This window comes from Streptomyces sp. NBC_00443 (assembly GCF_036014175.1).
Lineage (GTDB): Bacteria > Actinomycetota > Actinomycetes > Streptomycetales > Streptomycetaceae > Streptomyces.
The window spans coordinates 2,652,294-2,670,826 of the sequence record NZ_CP107917.1 but is presented as its reverse complement, the minus strand read 5'-3'; the positions used below and the strand labels follow the sequence as shown (position 1 = coordinate 2,670,826).

Below are 18,533 nucleotides of genomic sequence, written 5' to 3'. Positions count from 1 at the left end.
CCGGACTGCCGCGCTGACCTCTACGGCATTGTCAGTGCCGTGGTGTGGAATGGATCTCGTGCCCGCACTGGAAGAACCACTCAAGAAGGTGCTCGGCCCTCCCACCGCGAAGGTGATGGCCGAGCACCTCGGCCTGCACACCGTCGGCGACCTGCTGCACCACTACCCGCGCAGATACGAGGAGCGCGGCCAGCTCACCCACCTCGCCGACCTCCCCATGGACGAGCACGTCACGGTGGTCGCCATGGTCGCCGACGCGCGCCTGCACACCTTCGCCTCCAGCAAGGCCCCGCGCGGCAAGGGCCAGCGCCTGGAAGTCACGATCACCGACGGCAGCGGCCGGCTCCAACTGGTCTTCTTCGGCAACGGCGTTCACAAGCCCCACAAGGAGCTCCTGCCGGGAACCCGCGCGATGTTCGCGGGCAAGGTCTCCGTCTTCAACCGCCGTGTGCAACTGGCACACCCGGCGTACGAGTTGCTGCGCGGCGACTCGGAGGAAACCGTCGAGACCTGGGCCGGCGCCCTCATCCCGATCTACCCCGCCACCGCGAAGCTGGAGTCCTGGAAGATCGGCAAGGCCATCCAGACGGTCCTGCCCAGCGCCCAGGAGGCGGTCGACCCCGTCCCGGCCACGCTCCGCGAGGGCCGCGGCCTGGTTCCCCTCCCCGAGGCCCTGCTCAAGATCCACCGTCCCCACACCAAGGCGGACATCGAGGACGCCCGCTCCCGCCTCAAGTGGGACGAGGCCTTCGTCCTCCAGGTCGCCCTGGCCCGCCGCCGTCACGCCGACTCCCAACTCCCGGCGGTCGCCCGCAAACCCAAGCCCGACGGCCTCCTGGCGTCCTTCGACGACCGGCTCCCCTTCACCCTCACGGAGGGCCAGCAGAAGGTCTCGAAGGAGATCTTCGACGACCTGGCGACCGAGCATCCGATGCACCGGTTGCTCCAGGGCGAAGTCGGATCGGGGAAGACGATGGTGGCGCTGCGCGCCATGCTCGCCGTCGTCGACGCGGGCGGGCAGGCCGCCATGCTCGCGCCCACCGAGGTGCTCGCTCAGCAGCATCACCGGTCGATCGTCGAGATGATGGGCGAGCTCGCCGAGGGCGGAATGCTGGGCGGGGCGGAGCAGGCCACGAAGGTGGTCGTGCTGACCGGGTCCATGGGCGCTGCCGCCCGCCGGCAGGCACTGCTCGATCTCGTCACTGGTGAGGCCGGGATCGTCATCGGCACACACGCGCTGATCGAGGACAAGGTGCAGTTCCACGACCTCGGCCTGGTCGTCGTGGACGAACAGCACCGCTTCGGCGTGGAGCAGCGCGACGCCCTGCGCAGCAAGGGCAAGCAGCCGCCCCACCTCCTGGTCATGACGGCCACCCCCATCCCGCGCACGGTCGCCATGACCGTATTCGGCGACCTGGAGACCTCGGTCCTCGACCAGCTCCCGGCCGGCCGCTCACCGATCGCCAGCCATGTCGTCCCGGCCGCCGACAAGCCCCACTTCCTGGCCCGCGCCTGGGAGCGCGTGCGCGAGGAGGTGGGCAACGGCCATCAGGCGTACGTCGTCTGCCCCCGCATCGGGGACGAGGAGGACGACCCGAAGAAGACCGGCAAGAAGAAGTCCCCGGAGGACGAGGCGGAGAAGCGCCCGCCGCTCGCCGTCCTGGACGTGGCGGACCAGCTCGGCAAGGGGCCTCTCCAGGGCCTTCAGGTCGAGGTCCTGCACGGTCGGATGCACCCCGACGACAAGGACGCCGTGATGCGCCGGTTCGCCGCCGGCGAGACCGACGTCCTGGTCGCCACGACGGTCATCGAGGTCGGCGTGAACGTCCCCAACGCCACCGCGATGGTGATCATGGACGCCGACCGCTTCGGCGTCTCCCAGCTCCACCAGCTGCGCGGCCGGGTCGGCCGAGGCTCCGCCCCCGGCCTCTGCCTCCTGGTCACGGAGATGCCGGAGGCCAGCGCGGCCCGCCAGCGCCTCAATTCCGTCGCCTCCACCCTCGACGGCTTCGAACTCTCCCGCATCGACCTGGAGCAGCGCCGCGAGGGCGACGTCCTGGGCCAGGCACAGTCCGGGGCCCGCACCAGTCTGCGGATGCTGGCGGTCATCGAGGACGAGGAGATCATCGCGGAGGCGTGGGAGGAAGCGGCGACGCTGGTTGCTGCCGATCCGGAGCTGACGGGACTTCCCGGGCTGCGGACGGCCCTGGACGCCCTTCTGGACGAGGAAAGGGAGCAGTTCTTGGAAAAGGGGTGAGCGGCGTCGCCCCGAAAGGGGCGCGGGGCTGTGTCGACATGCGGCTGCGCCGGGCGGGCGCGAGCAAGCACGACGAACCTGCTGCCACACTGAAGCCGTAACCACCCCCGAACAAGGACCCAAGATGACCCGCGTGATCGCCGGCACGGCAGGTGGACGTCGCTTGGCCGTCCCGCCAGGCACCGGCACCCGCCCCACCTCCGACCGCGCACGCGAAGGTCTCTTCTCCACCTGGCAGTCCCTCCTCGGCGGCCCGCTGGAAGGCGAACGCGTCCTCGACCTCTACGCCGGTTCGGGGGCCGTAGGCCTGGAGGCGCTCTCCCGCGGCGCCGGCCACACCCTCCTGGTCGAGGCCGACGCCCGAGCCGCCAGGGTCGTCCGCGAGAACGTGAAGAACCTCGGACTCCCTGGCGCCGAGGTCAGGTCGGGCAAAGCCGAACAGATCATCCAGACCCCGGCGCCGACCGAGCCGTACGACCTCGTCTTCCTCGATCCCCCGTACGCCGTCTCCGACGACGATCTTCGGGAGATTCTCCTCACACTCCGCTCGGGGGGCTGGCTCACGGCCGAAGCGCTCGTCACCGTGGAGCGCAGCACCAGAGGCGGAGAGTTCCGGTGGCCGGACGGTTTCGAAGGGATCCGGTCCCGTCGCTACGGCGAGGGAACGTTTTGGTACGGTCGCGCCGCCTCCACGTGCGAAGACGCACGATGACCGGACCCGAGAGCGAGGGATCACAAGTGCGCCGAGCCGTATGTCCCGGGTCGTTCGACCCGATCACCAACGGACACCTCGACATCATTTCCCGCGCCTCCAGGCTGTACGACGAGGTCTACGTCGCCGTCATGATCAACAAGGCCAAGAAGGGCCTGCTCGAGGTGGACGAGCGGCTCGACCTGATCCGCCAGGTCACGGCCGAGTACGGCAACGTCCGCGTCGAGGCCTTCCACGGCCTCCTCGTCGACTTCTGCAAGCAGCGCGACATCCCGGCCATCGTCAAGGGCCTGCGTGCCGTCAGCGACTTCGACTACGAGCTGCAGATGGCCCAGATGAACATCGGCCTGTCGGGCGTGGAGACGCTCTTCGTGCCGACCAACCCCACCTACAGCTTCCTGTCCTCCTCCCTGGTCAAGGAGGTGGCGACCTGGGGCGGCGACGTCTCCCACCTCGTGCCGCCGGTGGTTCTGGAGGCCCTCAACAAGCGCCTGCGCAAGGACTGATGGGGCTACAGTCGTCCCGTCCGTCTCCATCACAGCAGTAGAGAGTGGCGAGCACACGGTGGACGTGCAGAACAAGCTCGACGAGATCGTCGCCTCGGTCTCAGGTGCCCGGTCGATGCCCATGTCGGCCTCGTGCGTGGTCAACCGCGCCGATCTGCTCGCGATGCTGGAAGAGGTCCGTGCGGCCCTGCCCGGCTCCCTCGCCCAGGCCCAGGAGCTGATCGGCGGCCGTGAGCAGATGGTCGAGCAGGCCCGCCAGGAGGCCGACCGGATCATCCAGGGCGCGCACGCCGAGCGCGGTTCGCTGATCTCCGACACCGAGGTCGCCCGCCGCTCCCAGGCCGAGGGCGACCGCATCCTCGCCGAGGCCCGCAGGGACGCCGAGGACATCCGCGCGGAGGCCGACGACTACGTCGACTCCAAGCTCGCCAACTTCGAGGTCGTCCTCACCAAGACCCTCGGCTCCGTCGGCCGGGGCCGCGAGAAGCTCCTCGGCACCGGACCCGGCACCGACGAGCACGGCTACGAGGACGAGGACGCCCCCGAGCGCAGCCACGACCCCGAGACCCTGCGCCGCAACGCCGACGAATACGTCGACGTCAAGCTCGGCGCCTTCGAGGCGGTCCTGGCCAAGACTCTGGAGGCGGTCGGCCGCGGTCGGCAGAAGCTGCACGGCCGTATCGCCAGCGACGACCTCGGCGCCCTTTCCGAGGACACCAGCACCGTTCAGCACTCCAGCGACGCCGACTACCTCGCCGACCTCGCCGCGCTCGCGGAGCAGGACGCCGCGGCGGCTCCGGCGGCCCCGGCCGAGCAGGCCGCCGTACCGGCCCAGCAGCAGTACGACCAGCAGGCCGTACAGCCGGCGTACGGCTACCAGCAGCAGACCGCGGACCCGTACGCCGGCTATCAGCAGCAGTACGCGGGCCAGCAGGATCCTTACGGCTACCAGCAGGCCGACCCCTACGCCTACCAGGGCTACGACCCCCAGCAGGCGGCCTACGACCCGCACCAGGCCCAGCACGCCCAGCACGTCCAGCACCAGGTCCCGCAGCAGGCCGCACAGGGCAGCCAGGGCTACGCCCTCGACGAGACCAGTCTCTTCGACACGAGCATGATCAGCGCGGAGCAGTTGCGGGCCTACGAGCAGGGGCGCGGCCAGTAACGGCCACCGGATTGGGCCCGGATTGGGCCATGAGCGAAAGGTCCAGTATCCTGGCTCTTCGGTCGCGTGTACGTCCGCGATCAACGCTGCCCGGGATCATCCAAGGGCAGTGACCCCCTGAGCTCAGCAGATCGAAAGCAGGAATGGCGTGACAGCCCGCCTCGACCACCGCAACCCTCTCGTGTTCGATACACACGAGCTGGGTCGGCGGCCCGGTGCGCAGCAGCGCCTGACCCGCACGGTCGACGCCCCCAAGGATCTCGGTATCCAGAGGGTCATCGGAGTGCCGGAAGGCGCCCCGGTGGAGCTCGAACTCCGACTCGAGTCGGTCATGGAAGGGGTGCTTGTCACAGGCACCGGCCGTGCACAGGCCGAGGGGGAGTGCGTAAGGTGTCTGGAGCCGCTTCAGCTCGACGTCGAAGCGGAATTCCAGGAGATGTTCTCGTACCCTGACGCCGATGACCGGGGCCGTCACAGCACGGAACCCGGCGACGACGCCGAGGACGACGAGGACAGGCTCTTTCTCGAGGACGGCTTGTTCGACCTCGAACCAGTGCTGCGTGATGCGGTGGTGCTCGCACTGCCGATGCAGCCGGTGTGCCGGGAAGACTGCCCTGGACTGTGCGCCGAGTGCGGAGCACGTCTCGCGGACGACCCGGACCACCACCACGACGCCGTCGACATCCGTTGGGCGGCACTGCAGGGACTCGCCGAGACCATGACGGACGGCGAGAAGGACGAGATGAGCGGCGCCGAAGCGGGCGTCGACGAGAAGCAGGAGAAGTAGCCGTGGCTGTTCCGAAGCGGAAGATGTCGCGCAGCAACACGCGCCACCGCCGGTCGCAGTGGAAGGCTGCGGTCACCCCCCTGGTTGCGTGCGAGCGCTGCCACGAGCCCAAGCAGCAGCACATTGCGTGCCCGTCTTGCGGCACCTATAACAAGCGCCAGGTCCTCGAGGTCTGAGCGGCTGGTGAGAGGCACTGTGTCCACTGCCAAGAAGGCGGAAGACGCCAAGGCGGACCCACACGCCCGTAAGAAGGCGGACAACCAGGCCTCGTCCCACACGCTGTTGGAAGGGCGGCTCGGGTACAAGCTCGAGTCCGCCCTTCTGGTGCGTGCGCTGACCCACCGTTCGTACGCGTACGAGAACGGCGGCCTGCCCACCAACGAGCGCCTGGAGTTCCTCGGGGACTCCGTCCTCGGCCTCGTTGTCACGGACACGCTGTACCGAACCCACCCCGACCTGCCTGAAGGCCAACTGGCCAAGCTGCGGGCCGCGGTGGTCAACTCGCGTGCACTGGCGGAGGTCAGCCGCGGGCTCGACCTGGGCTCCTTCATCCGGCTCGGCCGCGGTGAAGAGGGCACGGGCGGCCGGGACAAGGCGTCCATCCTTGCCGACACCCTGGAAGCGGTGATCGGCGCGGTCTATCTCGACCAGGGCCTGGACTCGGCGGCGGAGCTGGTGCACCGCCTGTTCGACCCCCTGATCGAGAAGTCCTCGAACCTCGGAGCCGGCCTGGACTGGAAGACCAGTCTCCAGGAGCTCACCGCGATCGAGGGGCTCGGCGTGCCCGAGTACCTGGTCACGGAGACCGGCCCCGACCACGAGAAGACCTTCACTGCTGCCGCCCGCGTCGGAGGCGTCTCGTACGGCACCGGCACCGGCCGCAGCAAGAAGGAGGCGGAGCAGCAGGCCGCGGAATCCGCATGGCGGGCCATCCAGGCCGCCGCGGAGGAGCGTGCCCGCAAGTCGGCGGCCGATGCCGCCGAGCCCGACGCCGATGCGTCGTCGGCCTCCGCCTGACCGAACAGCGCGATCCGAGCGCCCGTACCCCGCCGTGGGGCGGGCGCTCGGTCCATTGAGAGGCCCTGCCGGGCCGCGCAGGTATTACGGGGGATCCCCATGCCCGAGTTGCCCGAGGTCGAGGTCGTACGGCGGGGACTGGAGCGGTGGGTCGCCCACCGCACGGTCGCCGATGCCGAGGTGCTGCACCCGCGTGCCGTACGCCGGCACATCGCGGGCGGCGACGACTTCGCGCACCGCCTCAAGGGCCACCGCATCGGCGTTCCCAGCCGCCGCGGCAAGTACCTGTGGCTGCCCCTGGAGGACACGCACCAGTCGGTCCTGGCCCACCTCGGCATGAGCGGTCAGCTCCTCGTCCAGCCGAGCACCGCGCCCGACGAGAAGCACCTCAGGATCCGGGTACGGTTCGCGGACGCGCTCGACACCGAACTGCGCTTCGTCGACCAACGCACCTTCGGCGGCCTGTCGTTGCACGACAACACCCCCGACGGCCTGCCGGACGTCATCGCGCACATCGCCCGGGACCCCCTCGACCCGCTCTTCGACGACGAGGCCTTCCACCAGGCCCTGCGCCGCAAGCGCACCACCATCAAACGGGCCCTGCTCGACCAGTCGTTGATCAGCGGCGTCGGCAACATCTACGCGGACGAGGCCCTTTGGCGCGCCCGCCTCCACTACGACCGCCCGACCGCGACCTTCACACGCCCGCGCAGCCTCGAACTCCTGGGCCACGTAAGGGACGTCATGAACGCCGCCCTCGCGGTGGGCGGCACGAGCTTCGACAGCCTGTACGTCAACGTCAACGGCGAGTCGGGCTACTTCGACCGGTCGCTCGACGCGTACGGCCGTGAAGGGCTGCCGTGCAAGAGGTGCGGTACACCGATGCGCAGGCGGGCCTGGATGAACCGGTCCAGCTACTTCTGCCCGAAGTGTCAGAGGGCGCCGCGCGTCTCGTCGTAGCGCACACGTGCTTCGAGGACGTCGTCCATCTGCCCCTCCACGAAGTGGATGAGGTTCAGCAGCCGCTCCGCCACGCCGCGACCCAGGGGCGTCAGTTCGTAGTCGACGCGCGGCGGGTTGGTCGGCTGGGCGTCGCGGTGCACCAGGCCGTCCCGCTCCAGGGCGTGCAGCGTCTGGGACAGCATCTTCTCGCTGACGCCGTCGACGCGGCGGCGCAGTTCGTTGAAGCGCAGCGAGCCTTCGTACAGAGCGCCGAGCGTGAGTCCGCCCCAGCGGCCCGTGACGTGCTCCAGCGTGCCGCGCGAGGGGCAGGCCTTGGCGAACACGTCGTACGGGAGGTCCTGCGCCTCCGTGCGCTCCTGCGTGGTGTCCATACCTCAAGCGTACTCGAACGCAGCGCTAACCGGCAGGTTGCACTAACTGAAAGTTAGTGCTTTCCTTTGGTCATCGCCGGCGAGCTGTTTCTCGCTGGGCTGCCTACGTTCAGGAGTGCCCAAGTGACCACCCCCGTCGTCTCCATCGCCTACCACTCCGGCTACGGCCACACCGCCGTCATCGCCGAGGCCGTCCGCTCCGGTGCCGTCGAGGCCGGTGCCGAGGTGCACCTGATCAAGGTGGACGAGATCACCGAGGAGCAGTGGGCGACCCTCGACGCCTCGGACGCGATCGTGTTCGGTTCGCCCACCTACATGGGCACCGCCTCCGGTGCCTTCCACGTCTTCGCCGAGGCCACCTCGAAGCGCTGGGCCGACCAGGCCTGGACGGACAAGCTGGCCGCCGGCTTCACCAACTCCGCCTCCAAGAGCGGCGACAAGCTGCACACCCTGCAGTTCTTCCAGATCCTCGCCGCCCAGCTCGGCATGCACTGGATCAACCTCGGCCTGCTCCCCGGCTGGAACAGCAGCACCGCCTCCGAGAACGACCTCAACCGCCTCGGCGTCTTCGCGGGCGCCGCCGCCCAGACCAACGCCGACCAGGGGCCGGAGGCCGTCCACAAGGCCGACGTGGCAACTGCCGAGCACCTGGGGCGCCGCGTGACGGAGACGGCGAAGACGTTCGCGCGGGGCCGCGTGGCCGCCTGAGCGACACCGGAATGAGCGCGCACGAGGCGCCGCCCCCGCTGTAGCCTGCCGACCGAGCCGGCCGCGGGGGACGGCGCCTTGGGGGAAGCATGTGGGACGGCCCGTTCCACCGGGTGGGCAGGGACGGATACGAAATCTGCTTCGTACCGGGTGAGGGAGAGGATCTCGACGCGGTCTGCGACGTCGACACGTGGGTGACGTTCGCCGATGGACAGCGCTGGTCCGCGACCGTCATCACCCTCGACGAGGCGCGCCGCCTGATGGACTGCCGGAAGGACACCGGCGAGACCCTCGGGGGCCGGTACTTCTACGGCTGGGACAACCTGATCGTCCGGGACCCCGGCATCCCCGCCATGGTCCACGTCATCGACAACCTCGTCACCACCGGGGACTACAGGTCGGCCATGCGCCCCTTGGGGCTTGCCGAGGACTGACGGCCGCGGCCCGGGGCGCCCTGACCTGCGGCGCACCGAGGGTCGGCTCCCACCGGCCACTGCCGTTCCCACGCAATCGGCGCCACGGCGTCGCAATGCCGACGGTGTGCTGTCGTGCCACGCTGGGATCAGGGATCGAGTCAGTCCAGGAGGTTCGGCTGACCGGATGGCTCTGCGACCCAAGGAGGGCGACATGGCCCGTGACGTTCCCCAACCCGGATGGGCCACCGTCGACCCGCGCCCTTGGCATGGGCCCACGTCCGGTACGACCGTCCTCGCGGCAGCGCTGATGATCTTCGGCGGAGCAATGGCGATCTTCGAGGGAATCGCGGCCATCGCTGAGGACGACCTGTTCCTCGCGACACGTCACTACGTGTTCGAGTTCAGCCTGACGGGCTGGGGCTGGGTCCATCTCATTCTTGGCATCGTCCTCGTCATTGCCGGCTGCGCCGTACTCAGTGGAGCACTGTGGGCACGCTTCTTCGGCGTTTTCGTGGCCGGGCTGGGCGCGCTCGCCAACTTCCTGTGGGTGCCGTACTACCCGCTCTGGGCCCTGGCGCTGGTCGCCATCAACATCTTCATCGTCTGGGCCCTGTGCGCGGGTATGCACAGGGAGGCCAACGACGGCCGGACGGCTTGAAATTCAGGCCCCCGGCGCAGGAAGGCTTAAGGCCCTTAAGTCTCTGACCTGCGCTTGTCTCAGTACCCGAAGTCCTGCGTCCACCAAGGACCGCCGGCGCCGAGCTGCACGCCGACGCCGAGGGTCTTGAAGTCGCAGTTCAGGATGTTGGCCTTGTGGCCGGGGCTGTTCATCCAGGCGTCCATCACGGCGGCCGCGTCGGACTGGCCGCGGGCTATGTTCTCGCCGCCGAGGTCGGTGATCCCGGCCTTTGCGGCCCGGTCCCAGGGGGACGCGCCGTCGGGGTCGGTGTGGTCGAAGAAGCCGCGCTCGGCCATGTCCTTGCTGAAGTCCTGGGCCAGCTCGGTGAGCGAGCTGTTGGCGGCGACCGCGCTGCAGCCGACCTGAGCGCGCTCCGCGTTGACGAGCTTCAGTACCTCGGCCGCGGCGGCGGCCTGCGCGGACACCGTCACGGGAGCGCTGGTCTGCTCCCTCTCGGGCTTCTTCTCAGGCTCCTTCTCCGGCGTCTTCGTGGCCGTACGGGAAGGAGTCTCCTTCGGCTTCTGGCTGGGCGTGGCCGAGGGCTTCTGCGACGGGGTCTTCGTCGGTGCGGCCGACGAGGTCGACGGGGCCGGCGAGGTGGGGCGTTCGCTGTCGCGGCTCGTCGAGGAGCCGTTGTCGTGGCTGTCGGCGCTGCCGGACGTGCCGCCCTGCTCGGTGGGGGAGTTGGTCGGGGTGTCGGCGGCCTGCACCTTGTCCGCGCCGTTGCCGCCGCCGAGCCTGTAGTTGTCGATACCGGGCACCACACCGGTGGCGACCGCGACCGTGCCCAGGGCGACCGCCGCGGAGACGCCGAGCAGACCGGTCTTCACCGGCGCCACGGCCTTCTTCTTGCGGCGGCGGTGCGTGCCGCTCCCGGGGCGACGGGAGCCGGAGCTGGGCGTGAAGCCGTCACTGCGGAAGACCGCGGTGTCCGCGCCCGGGACGGCATCGCTCGGGAAGGTGGTGGTGTTGGTGATCCGGTCGTAGTCGTCGTCCTCGGCGAAGAGGTAGGCGTCACTCTTCGCGTAGGCCTCGGCGTACGCCTCCGGGTTCAGATAGGGCGCGATGCCCATCGGGGGCCGGGCGCCGTCGTACGAGTTGAGCGGGTCGTGGCCCTCCGTGTAGGAGCCGTCCGTATGTGTGACCCCCGTGGCGCGGCCCGTGGCGGCGCGTCCGGCGGCGGAGCGTCGGTGGCGTCCCATGTCCTGGCCTTCCTCGTCCCTGCGGTCTCAACGTCCTCACAGAACTCACTCGATCGTGTGAGTTTCATATGAGATTCATTGGGTCGGGACGGTACCCCATGGCGGCAGGGGAGGAAGTGTCCGGAGAGACATTGGCCCGTTAGGTTGCAGTCATGAGCGAGGATGTGCGGCTGGTCGCCTGGGTGCGTGGAAGCGTCCAAGGTGTGGGTTTTCGCTGGTTCACGCGGGCCAAGGCTCTCGAGATCGGCGGCCTGAGTGGTTTTGCTCTCAATTTGGCCGACGGCCGGGTCCAAGTGGTCGCGGAGGGTCCGCGAAAGGGTTGTGAAGGACTCCTCGACTGGCTCCGGGGCGACGACACGCCCGGGCGGGTGGACGGTGTCACCGAGATCTGGGACACACCTCGCGGGGGTTACGACGGCTTCGCCATCCGTTGAGCCGGTTCTGTAAAGCGGCCCTGGCACAAGCGGAGGGACCTGCCACAGGCAACTGCCCCCAGCAGAAATGAGCAGGTGGTTGCCAAGAACGGCTCACGGTGGCAGGCTCCGCACTCAAGGATGATCGCCACGCCCCGAAGGGCCCGCAGGAGTCGCCGCGCAGCCGTCTCAAGGCCGTGTGCCCCCGGGTTTGCCCGCCAATACGGGGCGTGATCGTGTTGACCGTCAAACTTTTTGGTGAGACGCTGAAAGCCCCGCGCACCTTCGCTGTTTGGCGTGGCTGAACGGCAGCACAGCCCCAGTCCTGCCAAGCAACCGCGGGTGCGAATCCCTCACGACCCACACCGCTTCGGTCGGTCACTCATTGTGGAGGACCATCCATCATGGCAAAGGCGCTTCTCGGTTACGTCGGCGGCTCCGACCCTCGACTCCTCGCCGAGATGCGACGGCTCCAGCAGCGTGTCCAGGACCTGGAATCCGAGCTCGGACGGATCCAGGCGGAGAACGACGCGCTGACGGCTGCCGCTTCTCACGACAGGATCATGGAGAGCATCGACGCACACCAGGCGGAGCCTGCGCTCACCTGATCACTGCATCGGTCCACGACAGCACAAGCAGTGGTTTGGGCGGCTCGTATCCAACCGCTAGGTAGTTGTCAGGCGACTGGTCAGCCAGTCGTCAGAAGTTGCAAGGGACGCTTCGGCGTCCCTTCTTTCTTGCCCCCGGCTTACTGCCCCGCGCATCCTTTCACCCTCTTTAACGTCTGGTGTGCCCTGCACGTTCATCGGTGAAACCGCGGGTTCATGGAGCGAGATACAGGCGGAAGGTAGAGTCCAGCGGCGTGCACCTCAAGGCCCTGACCCTCCGAGGGTTCAAGTCGTTCGCATCGGCGACCACACTCCGGTTCGAGCCGGGCATCACGTGCGTCGTCGGACCGAACGGCTCGGGCAAGTCCAACGTGGTGGACGCGCTCAGCTGGGTCATGGGTGAGCAGGGTGCCAAGTCGCTGCGTGGCGGCAAGATGGAGGACGTCATCTTCGCCGGCACGACCGGCCGTCCGCCACTTGGCCGAGCCGAGGTTTCGCTGACCATCGACAACTCGGACGGCGCACTGCCCATCGAGTACGCCGAGGTCACCATCACGCGGATCATGTTCCGCAACGGCGGCAGCGAGTACCAGATCAACGGCGACACGTGTCGCCTCCTCGACATCCAGGAACTGCTCTCCGACTCCGGCATCGGCCGCGAGATGCACGTCATCGTCGGCCAGGGCCAGCTCGACTCCGTCCTGCACGCCGATCCCATGGGCCGCCGCGCCTTCATCGAAGAGGCGGCCGGTGTCCTCAAGCACCGCAAGCGCAAGGAGAAGGCGCTCCGCAAGCTGGACGCGATGCAGGCCAACCTCGCGCGGGTGCAGGACCTGACCGACGAGCTGCGCCGACAGCTCAAGCCCCTGGGCCGGCAGGCGGCGGTTGCGCGCCGGGCCGCCGTCATCCAGGCGGATCTGCGCGACGCCCGACTCCGCCTCCTTGCCGACGATCTCGTACGGCTCCGTCAGGCACTCCAGACCGAGGTCGCCGACGAGGCGGCGCTGAAGGGGCGCAAGGAGGCCGCCGAGCAGGAGCTGAAGAAGGCGCTCCAGCGCGAAGGGCTCCTGGAGGACGAGGTACGGCAGCTCACGCCGCGCCTCCAGCGGGCCCAGCAGACCTGGTACGAACTGTCCCAGCTCGCCGAGCGGGTGCGCGGCACGATCTCGCTGGCCGACGCACGCGTGAAGAGCGCGACCTCCGCGCCGCCGGAGGAGCGTCGGGGCCGCGACCCCGAGGACATGGAGCGCGAGGCCGCCCGCATCCGCGAGCAGGAGGCCGAGCTCGAAGCGGCCCTGGAGGCGGCCGAGCGGGCCCTGGAGGACACGGTCGCGCACCGCGCCGAGCTGGAGCGCGAACTCACGCAGGAAGAACGCCGCCTGAAGGACGTCGCCCGCGCCATCGCCGACCGCCGCGAGGGCCTCGCCCGGCTGAACGGCCAGGTCAACGCGGCCCGTTCACGAGCAACCTCCGCCCAGGCCGAGATCGACCGCCTGTCCGCCGCACGGGACGAGGCCCAGGAGCGGGCCTTCGCCGCCCAGGAGGAGTACGAGGCGCTGAAGACCGAGGTCGACGGCCTGGACGCCGGCGACGCGGAACTGGCCGAGCAGCACGACGCCGCCAAGCAGCAGCTCGCCGAGGCCGAGGCCGCCCTCACGGCAGCCCGAGAGGCGGCCACCGCGGCGGAACGCGGCCGCGCCGCGACGCAGGCCCGCCACGAGGCGCTGGCGCTCGGCTTGCGGCGAAAGGACGGCACGGGCGCCCTGCTCGGAGCGAAGGACCGGCTCACGGGGTTGCTGGGCCCGGCGGCCGAGTTGCTCACGGTGACGCCGGGCCACGAGGTCCCGCTGGCGGCGGCTTTCGGCGCGGCGGCGGATGCGATCGCTGTGACATCGCCGTCGGCAGCGGCGGAGGCGATCCGGTTGCTGCGGAAGCAGGACGGAGGAAGGGCGGCCCTACTGCTGGCGAGTGAGCTGGAAGGCGCGCCGACTGCAACGCCGGAAAGGGGCGCGGGGAACTGCGCGCCCAGCCACGACGAACCCGTAGACGCCGGACTTCAGGAATCGGCACCACCCGCGGCGAACTTCGTCCACGGCCCCACCGACCTCATGCCCGCAGTACGCCGTCTCCTCCACGGCATCGTCGTCGTAGGCACCCTTGAGGACGCCGAAGAGCTCGTCTACACCCACCCCCACCTCACCGCCGTAACCGCCGAAGGCGACCTGCTCGGAGCGCACTTCGCGCACGGGGGGTCCGCCGGGGCGCCCAGTCTCCTCGAAGTGCAGGCCTCCGTGGACGAGGCCGCTGCCGAGCTGGAAGAGCTGGCCGTGCGGTGCGAGGAGCTGGCCGAGGCACAGCATGGGGCAGTCGAGCGGCGCAAGGAGTGTGCCGGGCTCGTCGAGGAGCTGGGGGAGCGGCGCAGGGCGGCCGACCGGGAGAAGTCGGCCGTCGCGCAGCAGCTGGGGCGGCTCGCCGGGCAGGCGCGCGGTGCCGCCGGCGAGGCCGAGCGGTCCGTCGCCGCCGCCGCGCGGGCGCAGGACTCGCTGGACAAGGCCCTCCAGGAGGCCGAGGAGCTGGCCGAGCGGCTCGCCGTCGCCGAGGAGATGCCGGTCGAGGAGGAGCCCGACACGTCGGTACGGGACCGTCTCGCCGCCGACGGTGCCAACGCACGGCAGACCGAGATGGAGGCCCGGCTCCAGGTCCGTACGCACGAGGAGCGCGTCAAGGGACTCGCCGGACGTGCCGACTCACTCGACCGTGCCGCCCGCGCCGAACGCGAGGCACGCGCGCGTGCCGAGCAGCGGCGGGCCCGGCTGCGCCACGAGGCGGCCGTCGCCGAAGCCGTCGCCTCCGGTGCCCGGCAGCTCCTCGCGCATGTCGAGGTCTCTCTCGCTCGCGCCGACGAGGAGCGCACCGCCGCCGAGGCCGCCAAGGCCCGCCGCGAGCAGGAACTCACCGTCGCCCGTAACGAGGGCCGCGACCTCAAGGCCGAGCTCGACAAGCTGACCGACTCCGTCCACCGCGGCGAGGTCCTCGGCGCCGAGAAGCGGATGCGGATCGAGCAACTGGAGACCAAGGCGCTGGAGGAGCTCGGCGTGGAGCCCGCCGGGCTCGTCTCCGAGTACGGCCCCCACCAGCTCGTACCGCCCTCCCTGGCCGCCGAGGGCGAACAGCTCCCCGAGGACCCCGAGCATCCCCGCAACCAGCCCAAGCCCTTCGTCCGGGGCGAACAGGAGAAGCGGCTCAAGGCCGCCGAGCGCGCCTACCAGCAGCTCGGCAAGGTGAACCCGCTCGCCCTGGAGGAGTTCTCGGCGCTGGAGGAACGGCACAAGTTCCTCAGCGAGCAGCTGGAAGACCTGAAGAAGACCCGCGCCGACCTGCTGCAGGTCGTCAAGGAGGTCGACGAGCGCGTCGAGCAGGTATTCACCGAGGCCTTCCGGGACACGGCCCGGCAGTTCGAGGGCGTCTTCAGCCGGCTGTTCCCCGGTGGCGAGGGACGGCTGATCCTGACCGATCCCGACAACATGCTCACCACGGGTGTCGATGTCGAGGCGCGGCCGCCCGGCAAGAAGGTCAAGCGGCTGTCGCTGCTCTCGGGTGGTGAGCGTTCACTCACTGCCGTCGCGATGCTGGTGTCGATCTTCAAGGCCCGCCCGAGCCCGTTCTATGTCATGGACGAGGTCGAGGCCGCCCTGGACGACACCAACCTCCAGAGGCTGATCCGCATCATGCAGGAGCTGCAGGAGGCCTCGCAGCTGATCGTGATCACCCACCAGAAGCGCACGATGGAGGTCGCCGACGCGCTGTACGGCGTCTCCATGCAGGGTGACGGGGTGTCAAAGGTCATCAGCCAGCGACTGCGTTGACGCCGGTCCCTGCCGAGCACCGGGCGCGATCAATCTTCGCCTCCACCCTGCCCCACCTTTGCCTTCACCTTCACTTCAAGAAGTGAACACAACTCACGTAGTCACGTCTCCAAGGTCACAGCTTCTTGGGTATTGACTTCGAAACTTGAAGGCATAGTCTCTGCAACGTTCCTTTTAACTTCAGGTATCGCTACTTGGAGCGGCTGACCCCACCCGGCAGCGTTGCCGGCGCCCGAGGAGTACACGTGACCAGCACAGCGCAGGCATCCACGTCAGGAGCGAGGACGGCGCACCCCGAACATCTCGGGCACGTCGTCTTCATCACCGCGGCGGCCGCCATGGGCGGCTTTCTGTTCGGCTACGACAGTTCCGTCATCAACGGAGCCAACGGCGGCATCCAGGCCCGGTTCGACCTCAGCTCCGGTGTCACCGGTACGGTCGCCGCCAGCGCCCTGCTCGGCAGCGCCCTCGGCGCCGCAATCGCCGGCCGCATAGCCGACCGCATCGGCCGCATCCGCGTCATGCAGATCGCGGCGGTGCTGTTCGCCGTGAGCGCCGTCGGTTCCGGTCTCCCGTTCGCCGCGTGGGACCTCGCCGCCTGGCGCGTCCTCGGCGGCATCGCCATCGGTATGGCCTCGGTCATCGGCCCCGCCTACATCGCCGAGGTCGCCCCGCCCGCGTACCGAGGCAGGCTCGCCTCCTTCCAGCAGGCCGCCATCGTCATCGGCATCGCGGTCTCGCAGCTCGTCAACTGGGCCATCCTCAACTTGGCCGACGGCGAGGAGCGCGGCACCATCGCGGGCCTGGAGGCCTGGCAGTGGATGCTCGGCGTGATGCTCGTGCCCGCCATCGTCTACGGCCTGCTGTCGTTCGCCATCCCCGAGTCCCCGCGCTACCTGATCAGCGTCGGCCGCACCGAGGACGCGAAGAAGGTGCTCGCCGACGTCGAGGGCGGCGTCGACCTGGACGGCCGCGTCACCGAGATCGAGCAGGCCATGAAGAGCGACCACAAGTCGACGTTCAAGGACCTGCTGGGCGGCCGGTCCGGCCTGCTGCCGATCGTGTGGATCGGTATCGGCCTCTCCGTCTTCCAGCAGCTGGTCGGCATCAACGTCATCTTCTACTACTCGAACCTGCTGTGGCAGTCGGTGGGCGTCGACCCGTCGAGCTCGTTCTTCTACTCGTTCGAGACCTCGATCATCAACATCATCGGCACCGTGATCGCGATGATCTTCGTCGACCGCCTCGGCCGCAAGCCGCTGGCCCTCATCGGCTCCGTCGGTATGGGTATCTCGCTCGCGGCGGCCGCCTGGGCCTTCTCCTTCCAGAACGGCAACGACCCGCTGCCCACCGCGCAGGGCTACGTGGCGCTGATCGCCGCCAACGCCTTCGTCCTCTTCTTCGCCCTGTCCTGGGGCGTGGTCGTCTGGGTCATGCTCGGTGAGGTCTTCCCGAACAAGATCCGCGCCGCCGCCCTGGGTGTCGCCGCCTCGGCCCAGTGGATCGCCAACTGGGTCATCACGATCACCTTCCCGGACCTGTCGGAGTGGAACCTGTCGCTCACCTACGTCATGTACGCGGTGTTCGCCTTCCTCTCCATCCCCTTCATCCTCAAGTTCGTGCCCGAGACCAAGGGCAAGAAGCTGGAGGAGATGGGCTGAGCCTCCAGGGCTCCCCGAACTCGGGGAGAAGGGCCAAGTCCCCGCTGCCCCTCTCCCCGTAACCCCGCCGCCGCCCCGGCTCGGCCACTGCCCGAGCCGGGGCGGCGGCGTCGTATGCGAGGGGACAAGGCCTCGTAGGCGACGGATCAGTCGCCGAGCCCAGGCAGCACCCGCTCGCAGAACAACCGCAGGCTCCGCCACCCCTCCTCCACCGGCATCCCGCCGGACAAGGGGTGCAGTACGTAGTTGGCGTGGCCCAGTGCCACACACTCCTCGGGCGTCACGATCCGGTACACGCCCTCCGCGCGCAGTTCCTCCACCGTCGTGGCCCCCGACTTCACCGCCGAGCGGATGTCGCCGGACTGCCAGGAGGCGTACGTCCGTGCCTCGTGCAGAAAGTGCCGCCCGTACTGCGCCCACGCCCGGTCGGGATCCTCGGCCACGTGCAGCAGCGGCGTCTCGGCGGCCGGCATCATGGTCCAGCCCGCGGTGCCGTACTCGACGAGCCGCTCCTTGTAGTACGCCTCCAGCTCCGGCAGATGCGCGCTGGGGAAGAACGGCAGGCCGAGGCGGGCGGCCCGGCGGGCGGCGGCCTTCGAGGAGCCGCCGACCAGCAGGAGCGGGTGCGGATCGGTGTACGGGCGCGGAGTGACCCGTACCGTACGGCCCCGGTACTCGAAGGGCTCGCCGGTCCAGGCCTTCAGCAGCGTCTGAAGCAGTTCGTCCTGGAGCTTTCCGCGCCGCTTCCAGTCCACGTCGAACAGGGCGTACTCCTCGGGCCGGTACCCGATCCCGGCGACCGTCACCAGCCGTCCGCCGCTCAGCAGGTCCAGCACGGCGATCTCCTCGGCCAGCCGCAGCGGGTCGTGCAGCGGGCCGATGATCGCCGAGACGGTGACCGCGAGGCGCTGTGTCGCGCCGAAGACCGCCGCGGCGAAGGCGAACGGTGACGGCAGCCAGTTGTTCTCGGCGCCGTGGTGCTCCTCCGTCTGCACCGTGGTGATGCCGTGCTCGTCGGCGTACGCGGCCATCTCCAGGGCCGCCCGGTAGCGGGCGGCGAGTGAGGCGGGGGTCGCGTCGGGCTCGACGAGGTTGAAGCGTACGACCGTGACGGGCATGGGGGTCCCCCTTCACCGGGCGGGTGTGAAGGCGGACGTTAGCTGACGGTGTGTCAGACATCCATAGCGGTGTCGCCGGGCTCC

The 18,533-nt window shown here is 69.3% G+C and carries 18 protein-coding genes; 15 read left to right on the top strand and 3 right to left on the bottom strand.

Annotation, left to right across the window (positions count from 1 at the left end; all coding sequences use genetic code 11):
• The first annotated feature begins 49 nt into the window (after positions 1 to 49).
• The 8 genes from recG (at position 50) to mutM (ending at position 7,404) form a co-directional block, all read left to right on the top strand.
• On the top strand, positions 50 to 2,257 hold the full coding sequence (recG, locus tag OHO27_RS11715) for an ATP-dependent DNA helicase RecG (protein ID WP_328422974.1): 2,208 nt from the start codon (positions 50 to 52) through the stop codon (positions 2,255 to 2,257).
• A gap of 124 nt (positions 2,258 to 2,381) precedes the next feature.
• Entirely contained in the window at positions 2,382 to 2,969 is a 588-nt protein-coding gene (rsmD, locus tag OHO27_RS11710; protein ID WP_328422972.1) for a 16S rRNA (guanine(966)-N(2))-methyltransferase RsmD, read from the top strand.
• Positions 2,970 to 2,995: 26 nt separating this feature from the next.
• Positions 2,996 to 3,475 (top strand): pantetheine-phosphate adenylyltransferase, encoded by a 480-nt coding sequence (coaD, locus tag OHO27_RS11705; protein WP_328422970.1) that lies wholly within the window; start codon positions 2,996 to 2,998, stop codon positions 3,473 to 3,475.
• 58 nt (positions 3,476 to 3,533) lie between these two features.
• The gene (locus OHO27_RS11700) at positions 3,534 to 4,640 is read left to right on the top strand and encodes an ATP synthase F0 subunit B (protein WP_328422969.1); all 1,107 of its coding nucleotides are present in this window, start codon (positions 3,534 to 3,536) and stop codon (positions 4,638 to 4,640) included.
• 148 nt (positions 4,641 to 4,788) lie between these two features.
• On the top strand, positions 4,789 to 5,427 hold the full coding sequence (locus OHO27_RS11695; protein ID WP_328422968.1) for a YceD family protein: 639 nt from the start codon (positions 4,789 to 4,791) through the stop codon (positions 5,425 to 5,427).
• A gap of 2 nt (positions 5,428 to 5,429) precedes the next feature.
• On the top strand, positions 5,430 to 5,603 hold the full coding sequence (rpmF, locus tag OHO27_RS11690) for a 50S ribosomal protein L32 (protein ID WP_015657589.1): 174 nt from the start codon (positions 5,430 to 5,432) through the stop codon (positions 5,601 to 5,603).
• 7 nt (positions 5,604 to 5,610) lie between these two features.
• Positions 5,611 to 6,444 carry a ribonuclease III gene (gene rnc / locus OHO27_RS11685; RefSeq protein ID WP_328422967.1) on the top strand — a complete coding sequence of 278 codons (834 nt, stop codon included), beginning with the start codon at positions 5,611 to 5,613 and terminating at the stop codon, positions 6,442 to 6,444.
• 99 nt (positions 6,445 to 6,543) lie between these two features.
• A complete protein-coding gene (gene mutM, locus OHO27_RS11680) occupies positions 6,544 to 7,404 on the top strand; it encodes a bifunctional DNA-formamidopyrimidine glycosylase/DNA-(apurinic or apyrimidinic site) lyase (protein ID WP_328422965.1) in 861 nt (286 codons plus the stop codon).
• Here mutM and OHO27_RS11675 read toward each other — a convergent pair.
• Positions 7,377 to 7,778 (bottom strand): winged helix-turn-helix transcriptional regulator, encoded by a 402-nt coding sequence (locus OHO27_RS11675; protein WP_328422963.1) that lies wholly within the window; start codon positions 7,776 to 7,778, stop codon positions 7,377 to 7,379. The two genes, mutM and OHO27_RS11675, sit on opposite strands and share 28 nt — an antisense overlap.
• 123 nt (positions 7,779 to 7,901) lie before the next feature.
• Between OHO27_RS11675 and OHO27_RS11670 the strand changes: the two genes are divergently transcribed.
• The 3 genes from OHO27_RS11670 (at position 7,902) to OHO27_RS11660 (ending at position 9,560) form a co-directional block, all read left to right on the top strand.
• A complete protein-coding gene (locus OHO27_RS11670) occupies positions 7,902 to 8,486 on the top strand; it encodes a flavodoxin family protein (protein ID WP_328422961.1) in 585 nt (194 codons plus the stop codon).
• Positions 8,487 to 8,575: 89 nt separating this feature from the next.
• Positions 8,576 to 8,920 (top strand): hypothetical protein, encoded by a 345-nt coding sequence (locus OHO27_RS11665; RefSeq protein ID WP_328422959.1) that lies wholly within the window; start codon positions 8,576 to 8,578, stop codon positions 8,918 to 8,920.
• A gap of 193 nt (positions 8,921 to 9,113) precedes the next feature.
• A complete protein-coding gene (locus tag OHO27_RS11660; protein ID WP_443059535.1) occupies positions 9,114 to 9,560 on the top strand; it encodes a DUF7144 family membrane protein in 447 nt (148 codons plus the stop codon).
• 59 nt (positions 9,561 to 9,619) lie between these two features.
• Here the strand turns inward: OHO27_RS11660 and OHO27_RS11655 are convergent, their stop codons facing one another.
• On the bottom strand, positions 9,620 to 10,783 hold the full coding sequence (locus OHO27_RS11655) for a CAP domain-containing protein (RefSeq protein ID WP_328422957.1): 1,164 nt from the start codon (positions 10,781 to 10,783) through the stop codon (positions 9,620 to 9,622).
• 152 nt (positions 10,784 to 10,935) lie between these two features.
• Between OHO27_RS11655 and OHO27_RS11650 the strand changes: the two genes are divergently transcribed.
• The 4 genes from OHO27_RS11650 to OHO27_RS11635 all read left to right on the top strand — a co-directional run bounded on the left by OHO27_RS11650 (position 10,936) and on the right by OHO27_RS11635 (position 17,331).
• Entirely contained in the window at positions 10,936 to 11,217 is a 282-nt protein-coding gene (locus OHO27_RS11650) for an acylphosphatase (protein WP_328422955.1), read from the top strand.
• Between the two features lie 383 nt (positions 11,218 to 11,600).
• Positions 11,601 to 11,804, top strand: coding sequence for a hypothetical protein (locus tag OHO27_RS11645; RefSeq protein WP_030048901.1), 204 nt, complete (start codon positions 11,601 to 11,603; stop codon positions 11,802 to 11,804).
• A 254-nt stretch (positions 11,805 to 12,058) separates the two neighbouring features.
• Entirely contained in the window at positions 12,059 to 15,670 is a 3,612-nt protein-coding gene (gene smc, locus OHO27_RS11640) for a chromosome segregation protein SMC (RefSeq protein WP_328422952.1), read from the top strand.
• A gap of 245 nt (positions 15,671 to 15,915) precedes the next feature.
• The gene (locus OHO27_RS11635) at positions 15,916 to 17,331 is read left to right on the top strand and encodes a sugar porter family MFS transporter (protein ID WP_328422950.1); all 1,416 of its coding nucleotides are present in this window, start codon (positions 15,916 to 15,918) and stop codon (positions 17,329 to 17,331) included.
• A 146-nt stretch (positions 17,332 to 17,477) separates the two neighbouring features.
• Here OHO27_RS11635 and OHO27_RS11630 read toward each other — a convergent pair whose 3' ends face one another.
• Entirely contained in the window at positions 17,478 to 18,449 is a 972-nt protein-coding gene (locus OHO27_RS11630; RefSeq protein WP_328422948.1) for an LLM class flavin-dependent oxidoreductase, read from the bottom strand.
• Between the last annotated feature and the right edge of the window lie 84 nt (positions 18,450 to 18,533).